Genomic DNA, 20,540 nt, shown 5'->3' with positions numbered 1-20,540 from the left:
CCCTCAGTGCAGATAGAGCGGCCGCGCCAGTCGAAAGGGCGCAATGGCGACATCGAAGGTCTCTCCTATTGCCGGCGCCATGAAAGTGTAGCTGCCCTCCATCACCCCCACCTCGCTGTCGAGCACCGCTCGGCTGGCGTAATTGAACGGCAACCCGGGTGCAATCAGCGGTCGGCGGCCGACCACCCCCTCGCCGCGCACCTCGCGTATTTCGCCGCTGCCCTGGGAGATGCGCCAGTAGCGCGCCAACAGTTGAATCGAATAGTCGCTCTGGTTGCGAATAGCGATCCGATAGCCGAACACAAAGCGCCGCTGCGCCGGTTCCGACTCCTCCGGCAAATAGAAACTCTCCACCTCGACAGCGATCAGCTGCGCCGCGTCGATCATGACGCCGCCTCATGGAGGTGGTTGGCGATGGCAACGTACGCCGCCACGCCGAGCGTCTCAGGACGCCGGCCGGGGTCGATACCCAGCGCTTCCAGCTCGGCGGCGTCAATTACGCCGCGCAGATTGTTACGCAGCGTCTTGCGGCGCTGGGCGAAAGCGCGACGCACCAGATCGGAGAGCCGCTGTTCATCGTGTGCGTGTAGCCTATCGCCGCGGCGTGGCACCAGCCTGACCACCGCAGAGTCGACTTTGGGCTGCGGCACGAAGGCACTCGGCGGGACATCGAACAGCGAGATCACGTCGCAGTAGTAGCGCGTCATCACCGACAGCCGCCCCCAGTCGCCACTGCCGGGCTCGGCCGCCAGCCGCGCCACCACCTCCTTTTGCAGCATGAAGTGCATGTCCCGTATAGCGTCGCCGGCGGCCAGCAGATGAAAGATCAGCGGCGTCGAGATGTTGTAGGGCAGATTGCCCACCACCCGCAGCGCTGGCCCGTCACCGCGCAGAGCGGCAAAGTCGAAGGCCAGTGCATCGCCCTCGATAATGCGCAGGTCCGGATAGTTGAAAAAGCGGGCGCGCAGCCCCGGAATCAAATCGCGATCCAGCTCGATCACATCAAGCGCGCCATGAGCCGCCAGCAGCGCTTCGGTAAGCGCCCCCTGACCCGGACCGATCTCGATCAGTCGCTCGCCCTCACGGGGAGCAATCGCGCCGGCAATGCGCTCGATGACGCTGTCGTCGGTCAGGAAATTCTGGCCGAAACGCTTGCGCGCCCGCATGGGCGCCGGTTGTCGTGTCATCGGAATTCCTGCTCATAGCGAAGGCGGGCTATCGGCGACAAGAGGGCCGCGAGTATATTCGCGGCCCGAAAGGGGATCGGCACGGACCGTGCTTACTGCACGCCGGGCTGATCGAGGCGATTGTCGATCCAGGCAGAAGCGCGAATTTCCTGAATCCAGGCCTCCAGCGCCTCGTCGACCTTGCGCTGAAACAGGGTGCGTCGCACCTGTTCGCGCTGCTGTTCGACATTACCGCCGCCACGCTCATCGAGCAGCTTGACCAGGTGATAGCCGCTGGGACTGCGGATCGGCTCGCTGACCTCACCGACACTCAGGTCGGGCACCACATCGGCGAAGATGGTCGGCATCTCGGCACCGGTGCGCCATCCCAGATCGCCACCGTCCAGCGCCCGGGGACCGTCGGAACGGGCCGCGGCGGCCTGCTGGAAGTCGACCTGACCGGAGACGATCGACTGACGCAGCTGTTCGATCTCACTGCGCGCCGCCTCGGCCTGCTGCGGCGTCGGCGCCTGCGGCACCGAGATCAGAATATGGGCCAGATGGTACTGCACCCCGGCATTGCTGCCGGCGGTTTCCAGGTACTGATCGACCTCGCGGTCGGAGACGCTGACCTGGCTGGCCACCCGGCGCTGTTGAATCTGATTGATCAGAATCTCGCGGCGAATCTGCTCGCGCACGTCAGCATAGCTCAGCTGCTCCTGCTCCAGGCGGTCGGCGAACTGCTCGAGGGTCATATTGTTGCGCGACGCCACCTGACGCATCGCCTGATTGAGCTCGCTGTCGCTGACGCTCAGGTTGGCGCGCTCGGCCATCTGCAGTTGAATCTGCTCGGTGATCATGCGCGACAGCACCTGCTCGCGCAGCTCTTCGTCATCCGGTTCGGCGATACCGCGCGAACTGATCTGCTGGCGCACCTGTCGCACGCGGTCGTTAAGGTCACCGGCCATGATGGCGTCGTCGTTGACGACCGCAATCACCCGGTCGAGCTGCTGCACCTCGGCCTGCGCCGGCGCGGCGATAGCCAGACTCAGTGCGAGGCCGATGGCGGCCAGAGTCCCGGGGAAACACCGCATAACCGTCTGCGCGAGCGAATCGCTGCGTCGCGCGGTGTTCGAAGACTCGCCTGACCCCATGTTATGTCTCACCTGCTGCGCGCCGTGCGCCTTGCGCTTCATCTCGCTCGCCGGGTTATTCAGGTTTTCCCTGGTAGCTGCTTTCATGACTGCTCTCTTGATGTTACCGATAGCGTTCGATGGCGCCGGCACGGGGCCGGCCCCACACTGCTCAGTAGTTCGGGCCCTGCCAGGCGCCGAAGTCCTCATCGCGCACGCCCGGAATGGCATCGGCGAAATAGCCGCTGCTGCCACCCGAACCAACACTGCCCAGGCCCTTGAAGATGAAACTCAGAAAGATGCCCCTTTCGGTCTCGTCGTCGCCGATGCGCGCCGTGTCGCGGTCATCGATGTACTCCCGCCAGGCAAGCTGGACGCCGTAGCAGCAGTCATTGAATCGGACACCGGCAAGCTTTTCCAGCGCACGGCTGTTGGTCTGGTCATACAGATAGCGCCCCAGCAGCGAGACGGCCGGGGTGACGCGCCAGGCGAAAGAGCTGTCGAACTCCTCGCGGTTGTAGCTGGTGCGCTCGTCCTCGTCGCCAAAGGGGTCGAAATCGGCCACCTGCCAGCGGTAACCAAGATTGAGCACCAGCTGATCCTCGTCGCGATACGACAGATAGCTGGATGCCTTCTCGGTGCGGTTGCGGATCTCGTCGTAAAACAGCGACTGGCTCACAGACCAGCGGTCGGTCACCTGCCAGTCCGCCTGAGCAATGATCGGTGAACGATTGCGATGGTGGAAATAGTAGAGGTTGCTCTGCTCGTCGATACGATCATCAAAGCGTGCGTCGACCACGTCACGATCCTCGAAGTAGTAGCTCTGCCCCAGCGACAGCGCCAGCCGTTGACGGCCGCTGTCATCCTCGAGAAAACGGCTGGTCAAGCCGTAGGAGACCTTGTTGATGTCGCCGACGCGGTCAGGGCCGCTGAAGCGATAGGGAGACCACAGCTGTGACCAGGAGATAGGCTGCTCGCGGGTATCGAACTGCGGCAACTCCGACTGATCGGTATAGGGGACATAGGCGTAGTAGAGACGCGGCTCCAGCGTCTGGCGCCAGTCGCTGCCGAAAATCGTGGCATCCCGCTCGAACACCAGCCCGGAGTCCACCGACAGTACCGGCAGCGCGCGCCCGGGGGTGCTGTCAAAACCCGCTGTGCGGCTGTCGCCGCGCCAGTCGAGATCATACTGGGTCGCCAGCAGTTGGGCGCGCGGCTCGACAAAGCCCCAGCTCGGCGAGCGGCGATAGCCTGCTGCCGGCGACAGATGCAGCCGCGTCCCGGTTACCGACTCTTCCGGAATGATCGAGCCATCGTCGTAATCGACGTCGCGCCAGAACCAGGTGGCGCTGGAGCCGAACTCCTGATAAAGCCCGCCGGGCTGGTCCCAGCGAGCGCTGGCGGTCAGCGCCGGCAGCTCGTAGAAGGGCTTGTCACTGTCGCTGTCGTTATCGTCCAGGCGCTGATAACCTCGCGCCCGCGCCTGCAGATTCCAGGTGGTGCCACTGTAGTTGAGCCGCGCCAGCCGCTCGAGGTTATCGGTCTGCTGCTCGTCGAACGTCTGTCCGAAGTCGTCGAAATAGTCGGCGTCGCTGGCCGCGCCGTAACGCAGATTATAGTCGGTGCGCGCATCGAAACGACCGTCATGGGCATAGTTCACAAACCAGCGCTTGTCGCCGCCTTCCTCATTGTCATCGGGCAGATAGTTGCCCTCGAACTGTCCGGCGTCCTCCTCGAACAGATAACGCGTCTGGACGCCCAGTGCCGCGCCGCGACCGGTAACGAAGCGTGGCGTGACGGTGGCATCGTAGTTGGGGGCGAGGTTCAGATAGTAGGGCTGAGCGTAATCGAGGCCGCCGTCACTGGAGTGGCTCACCGAGGGCCACAGAAAACCCGACAGGCGGCGGTCATCAATGGGAAAGCGCAGCCAGGGCCAGTAAAAGACCGGTACCTCCTCGATCTCCATGCGCGCATGGGTGGCGGTGCCGTAGCCGTTTTCGCGGTCCAGCGTAATATCACTGGCGGCCAGCCGCCACAGACGCGACTGCGGCTCGCAGGTGGTAAAGGTCGCGTCGCTGAAGCGATAGCGGCCATCCTCCAGCCGCTCCAGCCGCGCAGCGTCGCCGCGCAGGCGCTGCTCATGAGCCACGTAGTGCGCCTGGTCAATGCTGGCGGCATCGCTGTCGAGCGATACGTCGCCGTCATCGCCACGCACCAGCAGTCCCGGCTGGCGGTAGGTAACACCGCCGGAGAGGGCAACGTTGCTACGCGCCTCGTTGAGGGTTGCCTGCTGCGCCTGCAACTGCTGGTTGCCGCGCCGCAGTACGACTTCTCCCGCCAGGGTAGTGACGCCGTCGCCGGCGTAACCCGCGCGATCGGACTCGCTGCGGATCGTCTCGGGCGTGTCGCCGGCCTCGATCTCGTAGTTCGGCACGACATAGCGCCCACGACAGAGCGAACCGGCGGGTCGGTTACTGCCCCAGGCCTGCCAGTCGAGCCGATCGGCCGGTAGCGGTTGCGGCGCCGCCCAGGCGGTGCTCGACAGCAGACCGGTCATCGAAGCGACCGTCAACAGGAAACGCTGGCCCATGATTCCCTTACTTCCCTACAGTGCAAAAGCTTCCCTGAAGTGCAAAAGCGATGTGCTTATCGATAAAAGTCGGTATGGTACGCGGCATTCGGGGATAGCGCGTCGACGGCGCTTGCCTGCGCCGCCCGCAAGCGCTCAGCATGCGGTGCCGGAAACGGACCGTCAACCAGGAGTTGCCATGACAGCACGGCTGGAGGCCCTGCGCCACTGGGCTGCGGCCCATCATCCCGACCACCCCCTGCCCGAACTCGAGGTGGTGGCCGATGATGCCAGTTTTCGCCGCTATTTTCGCCTGCGTTTTGATAATGGCGACTCCCGTATTCTGATGGATGCGCCCCCCGAGCAGGAAAATAGCCGTTCCTTTGTAGAGATCGCACAACGCTGGCGCGACAATGGTGTGCGGGTGCCTGAACTTCACCACAGCGACCTCGACGCCGGCTTTATCGAGCTGCAGGACCTGGGTAACGACATGCTCAGGGAGCGGCTGATGCAGGGCAGCAGCAGTGACCGCGAGCCCCTGATGGCGCAGGCGCTGGCGCTGTCGGTGGAGATTGCCGGGCAGTGCAGCGACCGGCTACCGGTGATGGACAGGGACTGGCTGGGAAGCGAGCTGGATCTGTTTCCACAGTGGTGTCTGGGGCGCTGGCTTGGTATGGCAGGCCCCGCGAGCTGGCAGCAGGTGCGCGAGCACCTGATCGAGGCGCTGACCGCTCAGCCGCAGGTCTGTGTGCACCGCGACCTGCACGCGCAGAATCTGATGCTTCATGACGGCGAGCTGTGGGTGATCGATTTTCAGGGCGCCATGCGTGGCCCGCTCGGCTACGACCTTGCCTCTCTGCTGCGTGATCGCAACCACCCCTGGTCGGAAGACGAGCAGCAGCGCTGGATCGAGCAGTGGCGTCTACTGGCGATCGAGCGCGGTACCATCGACCGCCTCGAACCGGGTGAGCCGCTCGAGTCCGAGGCGCTACGTCGCATGGTCGACCTTGCCGGCGCCCAGCGTAGCCTCAAGGTGCTGGGGCTGTTCTGCCGCCTTGCCCTGCGCGATGACAAGCCACGCTATCTCGCCATGCTGCCGCTTTTTGCCGAACACGTACGCCAGGGGCTATCGGGCCACCCGGCTTTCGTGGACTTCATGCAGTGGTTCGACAGTGAGCTGATGCCGGCGCTCAACGCCCGGCTGCTGGCGTGGCACGAGTCTCTTGCTCGGCAGGAGCCCATGACACCGTGAAAGCGATGATTCTTGCCGCCGGACGCGGTTCGCGCATGGGGGAACTGACCGCGCAGCGTCCCAAACCGCTGCTCGAGGTCGGCGGCCGAGCACTGATCGACTATCACATCGAACGCCTTGCTCATGCCGGCGTCGATGAAATAGCGATCAACGTCAGCTATCTGGGCGAGCAGATCGTCGCAGCACTGGGGGAGCGACGCTATGGCGTCCCCTTGACCTTCAGTCGCGAAGCGTCGCGGCTGGAGACCGCCGGCGGCATCCGCCACGCTCTGGCGCTGCTGGGCAGCGCGCCCTTCTGGCTGGTCAACGCCGACATCTGGTGTGACCTCTGCCCCGCTCGCCTCGGCCGGCAACTCGACGGCGATCTGGCGCGATTGGTAATGGTCGATCCACCCGATCACCATCCGGACGGCGATTTTCACCTCGACGCCGCCGGACGTCTTCATGCCGACGGCGCGCCGAAGCTGGTCTATGCCGGCATGGCGTTGATCGACCCGGCACTGGTCGCCGCGCTGCCCGATAACATGCCGATGAGACTCAGCCCCTGCCTTTCAAGGGCCATAACCGACAAGCGGCTGGGCGGCTATCACCACCGCGGCGAGTGGTCGGATATCGGCACGCCCGAACGGCTGGCAGCGCTCGAGGCGGCTCTGGCGGCACGGTCCGAGACGGGCCACGGCAAGCGCTGACCAATTGCCGCCCCGGCGCTGCACTATATTGATCATTGACACGGGCCAGAGCGGCCCCGGTTGCAGGAGAGATTTCCGATGCAGGCTACCATCAAATGGACCGACGGCCGTCAATTCGTCGCTGAATCCGGCAGCGGCCACGCCACCATCATTGACGGCAACCCGGACAACGGCGGCCGCAACACCGGCCCGCGGCCGATGGAGATGCTGCTGATGGGCATGGGGGGCTGCAGTGCCTATGATGTGCTCAATATCCTCGACAAGAGTCGCGCCAGAGTCACCGACTGCGTGGCCCGGCTGGAGGCGGATCGCGCCGACGCCACCCCGGCGGTTTTCACCCGTATTCACCTGCACTTCGTGGTAACCGGCGTGGCCCTCAAGGAGGCGCAGGTCAAGCGCGCCGTGGAGCTGTCTGCCGAAAAGTACTGCAGCGCCTCCATCATGCTGGCCGCCGGCGGCGTCGAGATTACCCACTCGTGGGAGATCGTGGAGGCCGGCGACGACGCCTGAAGCGACGCCTGTCGCCGTTCGTTCATGCCGGGTCGGCGGATCGCAGACCGACTCAGCGCCCGGTCAACCGGGGTTTAAATAGTGACGGGACGGACTGCCGTCAACCGGGAGAGATCATGGAACGTCAAATCGACAAATGGGCCTTTCTGCTGCTGCTTGTGGCAGTGTCGTGCGCCTTCGTATGGCTGCTGCTGCCCTTTTTCAGCGCCATTTTCTGGGGCGTCATTCTGGCTCTGCTGTTCATGCCGCTGCAGCGGCGGTTACTGAAGCTTTTCGGTGGCCGGCGCAATATCGCTGCGCTGTGCAACACCCTGATCTGTATCTTCATCGTCATCATTCCGGTCACGCTGATCGCCGGCTCGCTGGTACAGGAGGGCAGCGTTGCCTACCAACGTATCAGCAGCGGCCAACTGAATATCGGCGGCTACGTTGAGCAGATACGTCAGGCCCTGCCGCCCTTCGCCGATCAGTGGCTGCAAAACGCCGGCCTGGGGGATCTTTCCGCGCTGCGCGAGCGACTCTCCGAAGGCGCCATGCAGGGCAGTCAGCTGATCGCCTCGCGGGCCCTGAGCATCGGCCAGAACACCCTGCAGTTTTTCATCAGTCTGGGCATCATGCTCTATCTGCTGTTCTTTCTGTTCCGCGACGGGGTGGTGCTGGGGCGGCGTATTCGCCAGGCGATACCGCTGGGCCCGCACTACAAGTATCAGCTGCTCAACAAGTTCATCGCCGTCATTCGTGCCACGGTGAAGGGCAATATCATCGTCGCCGCCACCCAGGGCACCATCGGCGGCCTCACCTTCTGGGCGCTCGGCATCGAAGCATCGCTCCTGTGGGGCGTGATCATGGCTTTCCTGTCGCTGCTGCCGGCCATCGGCTCGGCGCTGATCTGGGCGCCGGTGGCGATCTACTACATGGTGACCGGCAATTATTTCGAGAGCGGCGTGCTGTTCTTTGTCGGCATCGTGATCATCGGCCTGACCGACAACTTTCTGCGCCCGATTCTGGTCGGCAAGGACACCAAATTACCCGACTATGTGGTGCTGATCTCGACGCTGGGCGGTCTGGCGCTTTTTGGTATTAACGGCTTCGTGATCGGCCCGTTGATCGCCGCGCTGTTCGTCGCCGCCTGGGACCTGTTCTGCCAGGAGCGCGACGATGTCGGCCTGGGCGAAATGATCGAGGTCGACAAGCAGCGCGAGCGCAAGGCCGGTACTACCCGCAGCGGCAAGGAGTGAATCACCCCACCGGCGAGCCGCCCTGTCGCAGCCTGATGCGCTGATGCAGGCGGCCAGCCAGCGATAGCGCCCAGCCCAGCGGCTGCGGCCACTGCCTGCCACCGCCCTCCAGCGCACAGCGTGCATGACGCGTGTCGTCCTCCAGCATCCGGCGCGACAGCTCGGCGCTGGAGCGGTCGGCCGACGCCACCTCGCCGATCTGACGCGCCAGCAGGTCGGCCAGTTGCTGCTCGCTGTGATGAACCAGCCCCAGACCGCTGGCAACGCCGCGGCGGCCACTGGCAAAGCCGACCCCCAGCCCGCCCAGATAGTAGAGCGGTGCCAGCCGCGGTGGCCCGCTATCAAGGCTTGCCAGGCGCAATTCACACCATGCCAGTTGATCCACCCCCCGCACCGACAGTGCATCTATCGGCTGGTAGTGGCTGACCGGTGCGCTGGCAAGCCGCTGGCCCTGATAAATACCCTGCCCGACTATGCGGGCACGGTGGTAATAGCGCAGCACCTCGACGCTGCGATGACGCTCATCGCTGCTCATCGGCGTATCTTCCCGAGCGCTTCCCGGACAGGCGCGACTGGCACGGCTGGCGCCGGGCACCAGGGTTCTGAGCAGGGTATCGAATTGATCGACGACGCGATCGCTGGCGGTGAATCGGCGGGTCATGGCGACGCTCCGGGTAGTCGGCATCCGCCTTGACTATAGTCGCCATCGCCACCACGCAAAAGCGCCGCACTCGGCAATGAGTGCGGCGCTCGGTCAGCTCGTCGGCTTGCCTGTCACATCAGCGCAGCGCCACTGCTGAATCGATTTGCTCCTCCGACTCGTTCAGCACAGCATTCTCCTCGTCCAGCGTCTCTTTCGAGAAACGCACGGTCAGCGCCAGAAAGGAGATCGCAGTGACCGCAACGCCCAGAAAAAGGAGCCCCTGCTGATAGCTGAGCGACTCCGAGCGGAACAGAAAACCGGCCGCCACTGCGCCCACATTGCCGCCGGCACCGACAATACCGGCCACCGCGCCCAGCGCCTTTTTATTGATGAAGGGCACCACGCCATAGGTGGCGCCCTCGGCCATCTGTACAAACAGGCTGAAAACCACCATGGACGCGATCGCCACGCCCAGTACCGCCATTCGAGAAAAAAGCATCAATGCGATGCCCTCCAGCAGCAGGGCCAGAAAGAGCCAGCGCACGCGACCATTGAGACCGCTGACACGGGCGAAAAAGTCGGAGAAAAAACCGCCCAGCGCGCGGGCAAACAGATTCATCAGGCCGAACAGACCGGCGATCAGGCCTGCCGCTTCAAGCGACAGCTCGAAATTGTCGAAATAGTAGAGCGCGGCGATATTGTTGATCGTCAGCTCCACGCCGAAGCAGGCGGCATACACCACGAACAGCGCCCACACTCGTACGTCGCGGATCGCCGCGCCGAAGCTGGCACCGGCGCCGTACTCCTTTTCGGCCTTCACCAGCTCACCGCTTTCACGCAACTCATCGAAGTTGCCGTTGGGGGCGTCCTGAGTGAATTGCCAATAGGCCAGCCCGGTCAGAAACAGCACTACCCCCGGCACCACCATGGCCAGCCGCCAGCCCAGGGTTTCGCTGACGCCCAGCATCAGAATCCCGGAGAGCACCAGCGGCATCAGAATCTGGGTGGTCCCTCCACCGAGGTTGCCCCAGCCCGCGGTAGTGGCGTTGGCAGTACCCACCACGTTGGGCGCAAACATGACCGAGGTGTGGTACTGGGTGATCACAAAGGAGGCACCGATCGCACCGATCGCCAGCCGCGCGAGCAAAAAGGTTTCGAAGCTGTCGGCGAGACCGATCAGCATTACCGGCAGTGCGCCGAGGCACAAAAGCCAGGTATAGGTGCGTCGCGGCCCGATGCGGTCGCAAAGCAGACCAATAAACAGGCGCACCACCACGGTAACCGCCACCGAGGCGATGATGGTGTTACCGATCTGGGTTTTGGTCAGGTTCAGATCGTCACGCACCACCGCCATCATGGGGGCGATACCGAACCAGCCGAAAAAACAGACGTGAAAAGCAAACCACGAGAGGTGAAACGCACGCATCTGCGGCGTTTTGAGGCTGAAAAGCCGTATACGTGAAGCCTTGTTTTTGATTTCCATGACGTCGCCCTGGCATAGCATTATCGAATCTTCCGGTATCGCTGAACGCGCACCGGAATCGCCTGGCGACGCACTCGTACCCACAGGGCCTGGTCCACGTCGATGCAGAGGCGCTGCGGCCTTCTGCTCAATTGTCGCTTTTCGTCAAGCAAGGGCCGTGCCATTTTGGCGTAAATCATTGCGCCATCGCGATTTGAGCTATCAGAGGCGAGGCTGCAAGCGGCACATGGCGCGCACAAGCGGTGCAACTCACACGGCTGTCGCACAGTGCTGGCGCGCTGGCACAGACGGCTGGTCAGCGCCCTTCGAGAGCGGCAGAATGGCTCTCTTCGATCGAGCACCAAGGCAGGAGTACCCTCTATGACGGGAGCATCGGAGAGGCGCCCATGAGCGTTCGCGTATTGATCGTCGATGATCGCCCGGCGCGCTCGCATCACCTGGAACAGGCGCTCATCGAGGCCGGCTTCGAGGTGATCATGACGGTGCACCGCGATGACGATCTGCACGATCAACTCGACCGTCTGCAGCCCGACGCCGTCATCATCGATGCCGAGCTGCCGGGTCGCGATACGCTGGAGTACCTGGGCCATGTAGGGCGGCGCTATCCGCGCCCGATGATCATGCTCGCCGACCAGGATGCCCCGGAACTGACGCGCAGCGCCGCCGAGGCAGGCGTTTCCACCTACGCGGTCGCCTCGCTACAGCCGGCGCTGGTGCGCTCGATGATCAACGTGGCGATCGCCAGTTTCGAGCAGCACAGCGCCCTGCGCCATGAGCTCACCCGCACCCGCGAGAGCATCAACCAGCGGCGTCGCGTCGACCGCGCCAAGACCCTGATCATGGAGCGACGCGGCATGAACGAGCAGGAGGCCTATCAGTATCTGCGCAAGCTGGCCATGGACCGCCGCCTGAGCATGCACGAACTGGCCGGCGAGGTATTGACGGTGCTGGATCGGGAGACAAAATCATGAGCGCTGACAAGACAGGTGGTAACTTCGCGCCGCTGACGCTGGGCATACTGCCGCTGATCGACGCCGCACCGCTGGTGGCGGCACTGCACGGTGGCTTTTTCGAACGCGAGGGGCTTGCCGTCCGGCTGAAGGTAGAGGGCTCCTGGGCCAGTCTGCGCGACAAACTTCAGGTCGGCGCCATTCAGGGCGCCCAGCTGTTGCCGCTGATGCCGCTGGCGAGCTCGCTGGGGCTTGATGGCCGCACCACACCCATGCTCTCGGCACTGACCCTGAGTCGCAACGGCAACGCCATTACGCTCTCCCGCGAGGTGGCCGACGCCATGGCCGACTATCGCCGTTGCGATGCCGGGGCCGGCGCTCGCGAACAGGCCCTGGATGCCGCCAGAGCACTTGCCCGGCTGATCGCGGCGCGACGTGCCGATGGCCTGCCGCCGCTGCGGCTGGCCAATGTCTATCCTTTCTCATCGCACCGCTACCAGCTGCGCTACTGGCTGGCGAGCGCCGGTCTCGACCCCGATCGCGACCTGTCGCTGCGCGTGGTACCGCCACCGGCGATGGTCGAACAGCTCGCCGAGGGGCGTATCGACGGCTACTGCGTAGGCGCCCCCTGGAACGATATCGCCGCACGGCGCGGTATCGGCGAGATCGTGGCACAGGGTGCGGCGATCTGGGAGGGGGCGCAGGAGAAGGTATTCGGCGTGTGCCGCGACTGGCAGGAGGCCCACCGCGAGGCTTATCACGCCCTGCTGCGCGCGCTGCTGGCCGCCTGCCGCTGGCTCGATGAGGACAATAACCATCGCCAGCAGACAGCGCGCTGGTTGAGCGACGGGGGCTACCTGAACGTCGCGCCGGAAGATATCGAGGCGAGTCTTGATCGCCAGCGTGGCGACATCATCTTCTTTGACGGCGTGGCCAACTTTCCGTGGCGTTCGCAGACCGCCTGGTACGCCGCCCAGATGCGCCGCTGGGGCCATCTGGCAATGGACCCGGACAGAGTGAAAGCGGAGATCGAGGATACGCTACGACCCGACCTTTATCGCCGCGCGGCACACTCAATGGGCCTTGATGCTCCCATTGCCGACTGGCGCTGCGAAGGTGGGCACGGCGCGCCCTGGCACACCGAGGGGGCGCATGGCCCGCTCGGGATGCTGCCGGACCGCTTTCTCGACGACGCCATCTTCACGCCCTGAAACGTATGAGGCGGGATAGTCGCGAAGATAGTGGCGAAGAATGCCACTGCTGGCCGGCACTCAACCCGCCGGCCAGCCCATCTGCCGCCCGCCCATCAGGTGCAGGTGAATGTGGTAAACGCTCTGCCCCCCCATGTCGTTGCAGTTCATCACTACCCGATAGCCCTCTTCGGCAATGCCCTTCTCCTTCGCCAGCTTCGCGGCGGCAAGGTGCAGCCTGCCGACGATCTCGGCGTCACCCTCGCCGAGATCGTTGAGCGTGGCGATCTCGCGTTTGGGAATGATCAGGATATGCACCGGCGCCTGAGGGTTGATGTCGTTGAAGGCCAGCAGCTCGTCGTCCTCGTAGACGATATCGGCCTTGATCTCGCGATTGATGATTTTCGAAAACAGCGTGGACATGGCGCCTCCCGGTAGCTCGGATCGCGCCGACGGCTGATACGCCGGCGCGGCAACAGTGAAATTGAATCAGCGAAAGCGCCGCTGTGCCAGCAGCGCCTCGATCTTGGGCTCCAGAATCAGCTCGATCGCCAGCGGCATGCGCGAACCCGGCACCACCAGGGTGTTGGGGCGCGTCATGAAAGCGTCCGACAGCATGGTCAACAGATAGGGGAAATCGGCGCTGTCGCGGTCGCGAAAGCGGATCACCACGAAGGACTCGGCGTCGGAGGGGATCGCCTGCGGCTCGAAGGGGTTGGAGGTATCGACGGTGGGCACACGCTGGAAGTTGATATGGGTGCGGGAGAACTGCGGCACGATGTAGCGCACATAGTCCTGCATGCGCCCCAGGATGGTGTCCACCACCGCCTCGTGGGAGTGGCCGCGCATGTTGATGTCGCGGTCGATCTTCTGAATCCACTCCAGATTGACCGTGGGCGTCACGCCGATCAGCAGATCGACGTGACGGGCCAGATCGTGCTGCTCGGAGACCAGCCCGCCGTGCAGCCCCTCGTAGAACAAAAGGTCGGTGCCGCGCGGCAACGGCTGCCACTCGGTGAAGGTGCCGACCCGGTAGCCCGCCTCCAGCATGCGCTTGTCCTCGGCGTGGATATAGTGGCGGCAGGTGCCACTGCCATCTTCGCCGTAATCGGCGAACAGCCGCTCCAGACGATCGAGAAGATTGGCCTCGACGGCAAAGTGCGACAGCTCATGCTTGCGCTCCGGCTCGTCGCGAAAAATACGCGCCAGATCCTCGCGGCTGTAGCGGTGAAAGGCGTCGCCGTCGACGAAAGCGGCGTGAACGTTCTTGCGCGCAAACATCCGCTCGAAGGCGCGGCGCACCGTGGTGGTGCCCGCCCCCGAGGAACCGGTTATGGCAATCACGGGATATTCGCGTGACATGGCGCTCCTCGCACTCCGCCTGAAATGATCGACACCACGGCCGCGTCGCGGGCCATGGTCCGGTAGAGAATACCGGGCTCTATCTACCGAACCATACCCGGCGCGCTATGAACGGCGGTCGATAGCGCGGGCAGCGATATCGCGACGATAGAAGCCGCCCTCGAACTGTATCGCCTCGACCCCGGCATAGGCGAGATCGCGCGCCTGGCGCACGTCCTCGCCCGGCGCGGTCACGCAGAGTACACGGCCGCCGGCGGTCACCACATTGCCCTGCTCGCTCTCCGCCGTACCGGCGTGAAATACCCGGCAGCCCAGCCGCTCGGCACTATCCAGACCACGGATCGCATCCCCCTTGCGGTAGCTGCCGGGATAGCCGTCGGCGGCCATCACCACGCCCACCGCGGGGCGCGCGTCCCAGCGACACGACTGCCTGTCGAGACGGCCGTCGATAGCCGCCTCGCACAACTCAAGCAGGTCCGACTCGAGACGCAGCATAATCGGTTGGGTTTCGGGGTCGCCGAGTCGACAGTTGAACTCGATCACCTTCGGCGCGCCCTCTTTATCGATCATCAGGCCGGCATAAAGAAAGCCGACATAAGGATGATCGTCGGCCGCCATGCCGGCGATGGTGGGATAAATGATGTCGTTCATGACCCGCTGACGCACCGCCTCGGTCACTACCGGCGCGGGCGAGTAGGCTCCCATGCCGCCGGTATTGGGGCCACTGTCGCCGTCGCCAACGCGCTTGTGGTCCTGGCTGGTGGCCATCTCCACCACATGACGGCCGTCGGCCATGACGATGAAGCTGGCCTCCTCGCCGTCAAGATACTCCTCGATCACCACTCGCGCCCCGGCATCGCCGAAGGCGTTGTCTTCCAGCATGTCACGCACCGCGGCGCGCGCCTGATCGGCCTCGGTGGCGACGATCACGCCCTTGCCGGAAGCCAGACCGTCGGCCTTGATCACCACCGGCAGCCCGCTCTCTTCGAGATAGCGATCGAGATAGTCAAGCGCTGGCGCCACCTCGGTAAAGCTCTGATAGCGGGCGGTAGGAATCGCGTGACGGGCGAGAAAATCCTTGCTGAAGGATTTCGACCCCTCCAGCCGCGCTGCTGCCGCCGTGGGACCGAAAATCGCCAGCCCCTCGCGCTGGAAGCGATCCACCACGCCGGCAACCAGCGGCGCCTCGGAACCGACCAGGGTCAGCCCCACCGCCTCGTTGCGGGCCACGGCCACCAGCCCCTCGATATCGCCGACCGCCACATCGAGATTGCGCACTCCCGGCTCGCGCGCCGTTCCGGCGTTGCCCGGCGCCACCAGCACCTCGTCCACGCGCGGCGACTGTATCAGTTTCCACGCCAGGGCATGTTCGCGGCCGCCGCCGCCGATTATCAATACCTTCATGCGCCGTCCTGTTTCAGGATTGTCATCAGCATCCGGCGTGCGGGCGCACACCGGACAGTCTTGTCCGGGCCGCTCATTATGTCAGAAAGGCGCCGGGTCGTCCGCCTGCACGCGCTGCGCTATCATCGCCACCCCGCTGCCGACGGAGGCCCCATGAACCTGTTGCTGCTCACTCCCCATGATCTGCTCGATAGCGGCCGTGCCCGCATTCATGACAGCCGGCGCCTGCGCCACCTTGTCGATGTTCATCGCGCCGCGCCCGGCGACGAGTTGACGGTGGGCATGGAAAACGGCGGCATCGGCCGCGCACGCCTCGTTCGGCTCGATGGCGAGCACGCCGAGTTTCACCTGGGGCCGCTCGATGAAACACCGCCTCCCCCGCTGCCGCTACACCTGATACTTGCCCTGCCCAGACCGCGAATGCTGGCGCGCACGCTGGAGAACATTGCCGCGCTGGGGGTCAAACGGCTGACCCTGCTGCACACCGCCCGGGTCGAGAAGAGCTACTGGCAGTCGCCGGAGCTTGCCGACGAGCGCATCGACGCCCACCTGCGCCTCGGCCTTGAACAGGCGCGCGACACCCGGCTGCCGGTTATCCAGCAGCGCCGGCGTTTTCGCCCCTTCGTCGAGGACGAGCTACCGGCACTGTTGGAAGGCCACCGTGCGCTGGTCGCGCACCCCGGCGGCGAGCGCGAATGTCCGCGCGGACTCGATATGGCCACGCTGCTGACACTGGCGATCGGCCCGGAGGGCGGTTTCGTCGATTACGAGATAGCACAGCTCAGGCAGGCGGGTTTCGAACAGGTTCATCTCGGCCCGCGCATTCTGCGCGTCGAGACAGCGGTAGTGGCGCTACTGGCGCGGCTTTATTAGGTTCTGTCTGAAAAGTCGGCTCTCATGCATCGCTCAATGCAGGCCAGCGTCATCATGGCTTTGAAGCTGCTGGCCAGCTTGTCGTAACGTGTATTTAACCGCCGCTTTTCCTTCAGCCAGCCCAAAAGTCGTTCCACCACATTGCGTTGACGGTATTTCGGTCGATCAAACTGATGTGGCAGACCCGGACGTGGGCATCGATACATGCGGCGTCGGGGAATGATCGGACGCATGCCATAACGAGTGCAGTAGTGTCGCAGTGCATCGCTGTCGTAGCCCTTGTCCGCCACGATATAGCGGCTACGTTTGCGAGGACAGCCCAAACGCCCCGGCGATCGAACCTTTTCCAATAGCCCGGTCAATTGCGTCGAGTCGGCGCGCTGACCTGCTGATAAAGAGAAGGTGATTGGAAACCCATGGCGATCGCACAGCAGGTGTATTTTCGTGGTCAGCCCGCCCCGACTGCGGCCGAGCGCGTGGTCGGATGGTTCTATCGCCCCCCTTTTTGCCGGCACCGCTGGCCGACCGGGTCGCTCTGATGGAGGTTGATTCCAGCATCCAGGTATCGAAATCCATATAACCGTCTTCTCGTAGACGAAGGGTAAGCGGTCCACGAACCCCACCTTTTGCGACCTGAGTTCGACCGGTAGAGTGTCTTTCCAGCACCAGGGGAGCAGCGTATTGAGTTCGTCATCCTTGCCGAGGGTCGGCAGCGTGGTGGTACCGGCAAGCCCTGCACGTTCAAGCGCTTCTCCCATGTCAGCAGGTCGGTGAGGAGTAACGCCTGTGAGTCGGCGTAATCACTTAGCGGCATGTTGAGTGTCGAGGCACAGTAAAGATAGCCCAGCCAAAAGGCGCGAGTGGGGTTGAGTTCGCAGGTCATGACAATCTCCAAAACCAAATAGATCACCAGTGTGATCAGCCCTCACTGGATTAGGTAGATGGGTTTGTGGATCGCTTACGGCCCTAGCCAGCCGAGCGCCGTCACGCCGGGCGTCCTGCACCGACGCTGAAGTACCGGCCGGGCTTTCCCGCAGACAGCTTCGCCACTCTGGCCGAGGCTCAGGAGTGGGTTCAGCAATTTACCCGGTGGTACAACCACGAGTACCGGTACAGCGCGCTTCACTACGTCACACCGAGCCAGCGCCATAACGGCGAGGCCAAAGGCATCCTGGCGCAGCGTCGTGAGGTCTTCGAGGCGGCAAAGGAGCATCACCCGGAGCGCTGGTCGGGCGACATCCGCAAGCTCGGCCTGCCGGATGTGGTGCACCTGAACCCCGAGTGGGACCCGGTGCCACAAGCCGCAGAATTTTAAAGAGCCGAAGTCATTTCATGTGACAACTATGTTGACATGCTCCGGTTGGCCAGTGACGCCCTTGCCAGTCGGATTGTCTTCCCCCCAGTCGGGGTGACAACACCTTCTTTCAGGTGTCCGGGTTTGCCGGCTTCGCGGGGCAAACAAAAAAGCCAGCAATGAAGCTGGCTTATTATCATCCATTCCATTTGGCAGTAACACAGAACTCAAATAGCTCTTTTTTACTGTTCCTTTTCCTGACTATTCTTGATGATACATTCTTATAGCCAAGGGAAACGAGCGAAGACTCAAATATTTTTTCTGAATTAACTAAATTTCCATAGAAAGACGAGTTGCCAACTATATAATCAATCTTGGCCCCTGCATTAAGCAAACTTCTAAGGCTTGCAAAATGGCTGTGCATATCATAAAAATATTTATGAACATACCTAGCCATTAGGTCAGCATTTTTGCTTTCTGCATGAAGTATTTTCTCACACACAACTAATAGGCTTTCAGGAAGTTCTACACCGTCAGGAGCCCACTCTTTAAGCTTACTGGTGGCTGTCCCCCACGTTCCGCCTATCGCTTTCCAATCAAGCTCTCCCGCCTCTTTTTTCTCATTCAGAAACTTAGTCCAATACATATATGGACGAAGCTCACGAATATAGCTCATCCGGTTTGGATAAGGTGGAGAGGTTATAACATGATCATATTTTTTACCATTCAAAGTATCAAGCGTTCTTGAGTCGCCAAGGAAAATTTCAGCATTTCCAAGAAGATTCTCTTTAGTGCTATCAACGACAGCCTCAACAATATCTTTGAAAAGCAACTTTATTTGATTTACTTCGTAGCGCGTCACATCTTCTTTAAAAGACATTGAAACGTGATTAAAATCAGCAGAGGACGTTTCAATCATTAAGCGACAAAAAGCAACCCATGCTAATGAGCTATATTGGTCGTCACTAGGCTCGCCAAATTCTTCGACAATAGATGCTCTTAAAGCACACAACAAAGGCAATGTATGCCCACACCACCACCTTTCAATGTTGTGTATTTTTGGTGCCCAGTTGTCTGCTTCCAAGAAGCTTGGAAGTTGCTCGTTAACTTTTTCAATTCGCTGTTCTAATTTTTTAAGCTCATTCTCTTCGAAATGAGCACACTTGACATTACCAAACCAAACTAGAAAAGGGTTAATATCAAGTGAATCAGAAATCATACCGCTTTCCGTAGCACAAAGCCCCGTAGTCGCCGTGCCAGAAAAGGGTTCTAATATCCTAGCATCCTTTAGAGTTTCTTCTACAAGCTCTTGAACAAGCTTTACAGAGTATGCAGGCGTTAGCCTTAACCACCCATGCCTTCCCATTTTTTTGTTGAAACGGAAAGTATAATCAGACCTTTGCTTAACAGATAGCATTATTCCGCTCTCAGCAATTTCTCTAAAACGGCCTCTATTTGCTCTCGTAATTCAGCGGAATTTCGCTCAAAAAACGCTGCCATATCGTATCCAAGAACCTGTCTACAAAAAGCAAATAAAGAAATGTTCGGGTTTTCATTATTCAGGCCCATAAGTATACCACAGCTATTGTTTCGATACCTCATCACAATGTCATTATCGATCTGTGATGAAAATACCGAAAAAACAGGCAGATATCCTTTAGACCAAGCTACAGTAGCATTATCTATGTCGCCATTTTGGCGTTTGCTATCCTTGCTTTTATAACCTTGCCTTACTTCAAAAACTATACCATTCTGAGGGTATTGAACTTCAAGCTCAGAACAATAGTTACGCAACCATTCTTCAGTTGAGTTTTTTACTTCTTGGTTAACAATTTCATTAAGCTCTAAGCGCCCATCTAATGAAAGTGTTTTAGCCTTCCCTGACCTTGTTTGAGCAGTATAAGACCAAGTAGCTAAGGCTCGGTCTGTATACTCAGCTTGGTCAAAAATAATTTCCCTAAATAAGCGTTCACACCCAATGCCAATTTGCCTATAAACAGAAGTCATTCCGCCTGCGGCCTTGTGAGCTGCATACATTAAATCACTATTAACACCTATCCACGAATAGAAAGGATCTTCTCCGTATATTTCGTGGAATTTTTGTAGATTGACACCTTCTGCCCCACCAGCCCCAAGCTTTGGCTTATAGTTTTTACAAGTTAAAATGGGGGCAAGAAATATATCGAAGTATTTTTGGTCGGCTTGTGACTGCATTGTGAGTCCTTGGTGCTTAGCATGTTATGTACAGAATACGGGGCGGATGCAGCTTCTGAATGCAACACCGTCAATGCGTTGATGACGGAGCCTCATGGTACTGCACCATCAGTTCGCTCATCATTTCAATGGGACATTTGAATGTCGAAGCGCTTCCGCGGGCACATGTTGAGTTCAAGTGCGATCTCATCCAGTTCTTGCTGGCTGTAGACCGATAGATCCGTTCCCCTGGGCAAGTACTGCCGTATGAGCCCATTAATGTTTTCGTTGGCACCTCTCTGCCACGGGCTATGCGGGTCACAGAAATAGATAGCAACACCGGTATTTTGGGTGATCCGGGCATGCTGCGTCATCTCACGTCCCTGGTCATACGTCATGCTCTTCCGTGCGGCCAGCGGCATTCGGTTCAGCGCAGCGCTGAAGCCTTCTACAGCCGAGGTGGCAGTCGCATCATTCATCTTCGCCAGAATCAGGTAACCGCTTTTGAGTTCGACGAGGGTGCCGACAGCCGATGCATTGCTCTTGCCCTTGATCAGGTCGCCTTCCCAGTGACCAGGAAATTCACGTTTT

The 20,540-nt window shown here is 61.1% G+C and carries 18 protein-coding genes and 3 pseudogenes; 8 read left to right on the top strand and 13 right to left on the bottom strand.

Features of this window, described 5'->3' with window-relative positions; genetic code table 11:
- Window positions 1-3 precede the first annotated feature (3 nt).
- From apaG to H146_RS0114450, 4 genes are all read right to left on the bottom strand, one after another.
- Entirely contained in the window at window positions 4-387 is a 384-nt protein-coding gene (gene apaG / locus H146_RS0114465; RefSeq protein WP_019952602.1) for a Co2+/Mg2+ efflux protein ApaG, read from the bottom strand.
- Window positions 384-1,187: a 16S rRNA (adenine(1518)-N(6)/adenine(1519)-N(6))-dimethyltransferase RsmA gene (gene rsmA / locus H146_RS0114460; protein WP_026352006.1), complete on the bottom strand. Its 804-nt coding sequence runs from the start codon at window positions 1,185-1,187 to the stop codon at window positions 384-386. Before rsmA ends, apaG begins: the two co-directional genes overlap by 4 nt.
- 92 nt (window positions 1,188-1,279) lie before the next feature.
- The gene (locus tag H146_RS0114455; protein WP_019952600.1) at window positions 1,280-2,407 is read right to left on the bottom strand and encodes a peptidylprolyl isomerase; all 1,128 of its coding nucleotides are present in this window, start codon (window positions 2,405-2,407) and stop codon (window positions 1,280-1,282) included.
- A 64-nt stretch (window positions 2,408-2,471) separates the two neighbouring features.
- On the bottom strand, window positions 2,472-4,889 hold the full coding sequence (locus H146_RS0114450; RefSeq protein ID WP_019952599.1) for an LPS-assembly protein LptD: 2,418 nt from the start codon (window positions 4,887-4,889) through the stop codon (window positions 2,472-2,474).
- 178 nt (window positions 4,890-5,067) lie between these two features.
- Between H146_RS0114450 and H146_RS19505 the strand changes: the two genes are divergently transcribed.
- The 4 genes from H146_RS19505 (at window position 5,068) to H146_RS19500 (ending at window position 8,557) form a co-directional block, all read left to right on the top strand.
- Window positions 5,068-6,120 (top strand): aminoglycoside phosphotransferase family protein, encoded by a 1,053-nt coding sequence (locus tag H146_RS19505; protein ID WP_019952598.1) that lies wholly within the window; start codon window positions 5,068-5,070, stop codon window positions 6,118-6,120.
- A gap of 5 nt (window positions 6,121-6,125) precedes the next feature.
- A complete protein-coding gene (locus H146_RS0114440) occupies window positions 6,126-6,809 on the top strand; it encodes a sugar phosphate nucleotidyltransferase (protein WP_019952597.1) in 684 nt (227 codons plus the stop codon).
- 78 nt (window positions 6,810-6,887) lie between these two features.
- The gene (locus H146_RS0114435; protein ID WP_019952596.1) at window positions 6,888-7,319 is read left to right on the top strand and encodes an OsmC family protein; all 432 of its coding nucleotides are present in this window, start codon (window positions 6,888-6,890) and stop codon (window positions 7,317-7,319) included.
- 116 nt (window positions 7,320-7,435) lie between these two features.
- Entirely contained in the window at window positions 7,436-8,557 is a 1,122-nt protein-coding gene (locus H146_RS19500; protein ID WP_019952595.1) for an AI-2E family transporter, read from the top strand.
- A 1-nt stretch (window position 8,558) separates the two neighbouring features.
- Here the strand turns inward: H146_RS19500 and H146_RS0114425 are convergent, their stop codons facing one another.
- Both H146_RS0114425 and H146_RS0114420 read right to left on the bottom strand, forming a co-directional pair.
- Window positions 8,559-9,218: a 3-demethoxyubiquinol 3-hydroxylase gene (locus tag H146_RS0114425; RefSeq protein WP_019952594.1), complete on the bottom strand. Its 660-nt coding sequence runs from the start codon at window positions 9,216-9,218 to the stop codon at window positions 8,559-8,561.
- A gap of 118 nt (window positions 9,219-9,336) precedes the next feature.
- Entirely contained in the window at window positions 9,337-10,683 is a 1,347-nt protein-coding gene (locus H146_RS0114420) for an MFS transporter (RefSeq protein WP_026352005.1), read from the bottom strand.
- A gap of 386 nt (window positions 10,684-11,069) precedes the next feature.
- Here H146_RS0114420 and H146_RS0114415 point away from each other — a divergent pair, with 386 nt between their 5' ends.
- Window positions 11,070-11,654: an ANTAR domain-containing response regulator gene (locus tag H146_RS0114415; protein WP_019952592.1), complete on the top strand. Its 585-nt coding sequence runs from the start codon at window positions 11,070-11,072 to the stop codon at window positions 11,652-11,654.
- Window positions 11,651-12,844, top strand: coding sequence for a CmpA/NrtA family ABC transporter substrate-binding protein (locus H146_RS0114410; RefSeq protein ID WP_019952591.1), 1,194 nt, complete (start codon window positions 11,651-11,653; stop codon window positions 12,842-12,844). The genes H146_RS0114415 and H146_RS0114410 overlap by 4 nt, the downstream gene beginning before the upstream one ends.
- Window positions 12,845-12,904: 60 nt before the next feature.
- Here H146_RS0114410 and H146_RS0114405 read toward each other — a convergent pair whose 3' ends face one another.
- The 3 genes from H146_RS0114405 to purD all read right to left on the bottom strand — a co-directional run bounded on the left by H146_RS0114405 (window position 12,905) and on the right by purD (window position 15,589).
- Window positions 12,905-13,246 carry a histidine triad nucleotide-binding protein gene (locus tag H146_RS0114405; protein WP_019952590.1) on the bottom strand — a complete coding sequence of 114 codons (342 nt, stop codon included), beginning with the start codon at window positions 13,244-13,246 and terminating at the stop codon, window positions 12,905-12,907.
- A 66-nt stretch (window positions 13,247-13,312) separates the two neighbouring features.
- Complete coding sequence (locus H146_RS0114400) at window positions 13,313-14,185, bottom strand: phosphoribulokinase (RefSeq protein WP_019952589.1); 873 nt, start codon at window positions 14,183-14,185, stop codon at window positions 13,313-13,315.
- Between the two features lie 105 nt (window positions 14,186-14,290).
- Window positions 14,291-15,589 (bottom strand): phosphoribosylamine--glycine ligase, encoded by a 1,299-nt coding sequence (gene purD / locus H146_RS0114395; protein WP_019952588.1) that lies wholly within the window; start codon window positions 15,587-15,589, stop codon window positions 14,291-14,293.
- Window positions 15,590-15,742: 153 nt separating this feature from the next.
- Here purD and H146_RS0114390 point away from each other — a divergent pair, with 153 nt between their 5' ends.
- Window positions 15,743-16,462: a 16S rRNA (uracil(1498)-N(3))-methyltransferase gene (locus tag H146_RS0114390; protein WP_019952587.1), complete on the top strand. Its 720-nt coding sequence runs from the start codon at window positions 15,743-15,745 to the stop codon at window positions 16,460-16,462.
- Here H146_RS0114390 and H146_RS21485 read toward each other — a convergent pair.
- A pseudogene (locus H146_RS21485) lies at window positions 16,459-17,068 on the bottom strand (IS5 family transposase); the annotation flags it as partial. The gene H146_RS0114390 and the pseudogene H146_RS21485 sit on opposite strands and share 4 nt — an antisense overlap.
- A 394-nt stretch (window positions 17,069-17,462) precedes the next feature.
- Between H146_RS21485 and H146_RS22595 the strand changes: the two are divergent.
- Window positions 17,463-17,777 (top strand): annotated as a pseudogene (locus tag H146_RS22595) (IS3 family transposase); the annotation flags it as partial.
- 175 nt (window positions 17,778-17,952) lie between these two features.
- Here H146_RS22595 and H146_RS20835 read toward each other — a convergent pair.
- The 3 genes and pseudogenes from H146_RS20835 to H146_RS20030 form a co-directional block, all read right to left on the bottom strand.
- Entirely contained in the window at window positions 17,953-19,173 is a 1,221-nt protein-coding gene (locus tag H146_RS20835) for a TRM11 family methyltransferase (RefSeq protein ID WP_083920889.1), read from the bottom strand.
- Window positions 19,173-19,970: a hypothetical protein gene (locus H146_RS20830; protein ID WP_083920888.1), complete on the bottom strand. Its 798-nt coding sequence runs from the start codon at window positions 19,968-19,970 to the stop codon at window positions 19,173-19,175. Before H146_RS20830 ends, H146_RS20835 begins: the two co-directional genes overlap by 1 nt.
- Before the next feature lie 70 nt (window positions 19,971-20,040).
- Window positions 20,041-20,540: pseudogene (locus H146_RS20030) on the bottom strand (IS30 family transposase); the annotation flags it as partial.

The organism is Kushneria aurantia DSM 21353 (genome assembly GCF_000382245.1).
Taxonomy (GTDB): Bacteria; Pseudomonadota; Gammaproteobacteria; order Pseudomonadales; family Halomonadaceae; genus Kushneria; species Kushneria aurantia.
This window is presented reverse-complemented; position numbering and strand designations above follow the sequence as displayed.

Excerpts from the sequence above, each read along its gene's own strand:
- apaG (WP_019952602.1), bottom strand. The coding sequence starts at position 387 with ATGATCGACGCGGCGCAGCTGATCGCTGTCGAGGTGGAGAGTTTCTAT.
- rsmA (WP_026352006.1), bottom strand. The coding sequence starts at position 1,187 with ATGACACGACAACCGGCGCCCATGCGGGCGCGCAAGCGTTTCGGCCAG.
- H146_RS0114455 (WP_019952600.1), bottom strand. The coding sequence starts at position 2,407 with ATGAAAGCAGCTACCAGGGAAAACCTGAATAACCCGGCGAGCGAGATG.
- H146_RS0114450 (WP_019952599.1), bottom strand. The coding sequence starts at position 4,889 with ATGGGCCAGCGTTTCCTGTTGACGGTCGCTTCGATGACCGGTCTGCTG.
- H146_RS19505 (WP_019952598.1), top strand. The coding sequence starts at position 5,068 with ATGACAGCACGGCTGGAGGCCCTGCGCCACTGGGCTGCGGCCCATCAT.
- H146_RS0114440 (WP_019952597.1), top strand. The coding sequence starts at position 6,126 with ATGATTCTTGCCGCCGGACGCGGTTCGCGCATGGGGGAACTGACCGCG.
- H146_RS0114435 (WP_019952596.1), top strand. The coding sequence starts at position 6,888 with ATGCAGGCTACCATCAAATGGACCGACGGCCGTCAATTCGTCGCTGAA.
- H146_RS19500 (WP_019952595.1), top strand. The coding sequence starts at position 7,436 with ATGGAACGTCAAATCGACAAATGGGCCTTTCTGCTGCTGCTTGTGGCA.
- H146_RS0114425 (WP_019952594.1), bottom strand. The coding sequence starts at position 9,218 with ATGACCCGCCGATTCACCGCCAGCGATCGCGTCGTCGATCAATTCGAT.
- H146_RS0114420 (WP_026352005.1), bottom strand. The coding sequence starts at position 10,683 with ATGGAAATCAAAAACAAGGCTTCACGTATACGGCTTTTCAGCCTCAAA.
- H146_RS0114415 (WP_019952592.1), top strand. The coding sequence starts at position 11,070 with ATGAGCGTTCGCGTATTGATCGTCGATGATCGCCCGGCGCGCTCGCAT.
- H146_RS0114410 (WP_019952591.1), top strand. The coding sequence starts at position 11,651 with ATGAGCGCTGACAAGACAGGTGGTAACTTCGCGCCGCTGACGCTGGGC.
- H146_RS0114405 (WP_019952590.1), bottom strand. The coding sequence starts at position 13,246 with ATGTCCACGCTGTTTTCGAAAATCATCAATCGCGAGATCAAGGCCGAT.
- H146_RS0114400 (WP_019952589.1), bottom strand. The coding sequence starts at position 14,185 with ATGTCACGCGAATATCCCGTGATTGCCATAACCGGTTCCTCGGGGGCG.
- purD (WP_019952588.1), bottom strand. The coding sequence starts at position 15,589 with ATGAAGGTATTGATAATCGGCGGCGGCGGCCGCGAACATGCCCTGGCG.
- H146_RS0114390 (WP_019952587.1), top strand. The coding sequence starts at position 15,743 with ATGAACCTGTTGCTGCTCACTCCCCATGATCTGCTCGATAGCGGCCGT.
- H146_RS20835 (WP_083920889.1), bottom strand. The coding sequence starts at position 19,173 with ATGCTATCTGTTAAGCAAAGGTCTGATTATACTTTCCGTTTCAACAAA.
- H146_RS20830 (WP_083920888.1), bottom strand. The coding sequence starts at position 19,970 with ATGCAGTCACAAGCCGACCAAAAATACTTCGATATATTTCTTGCCCCC.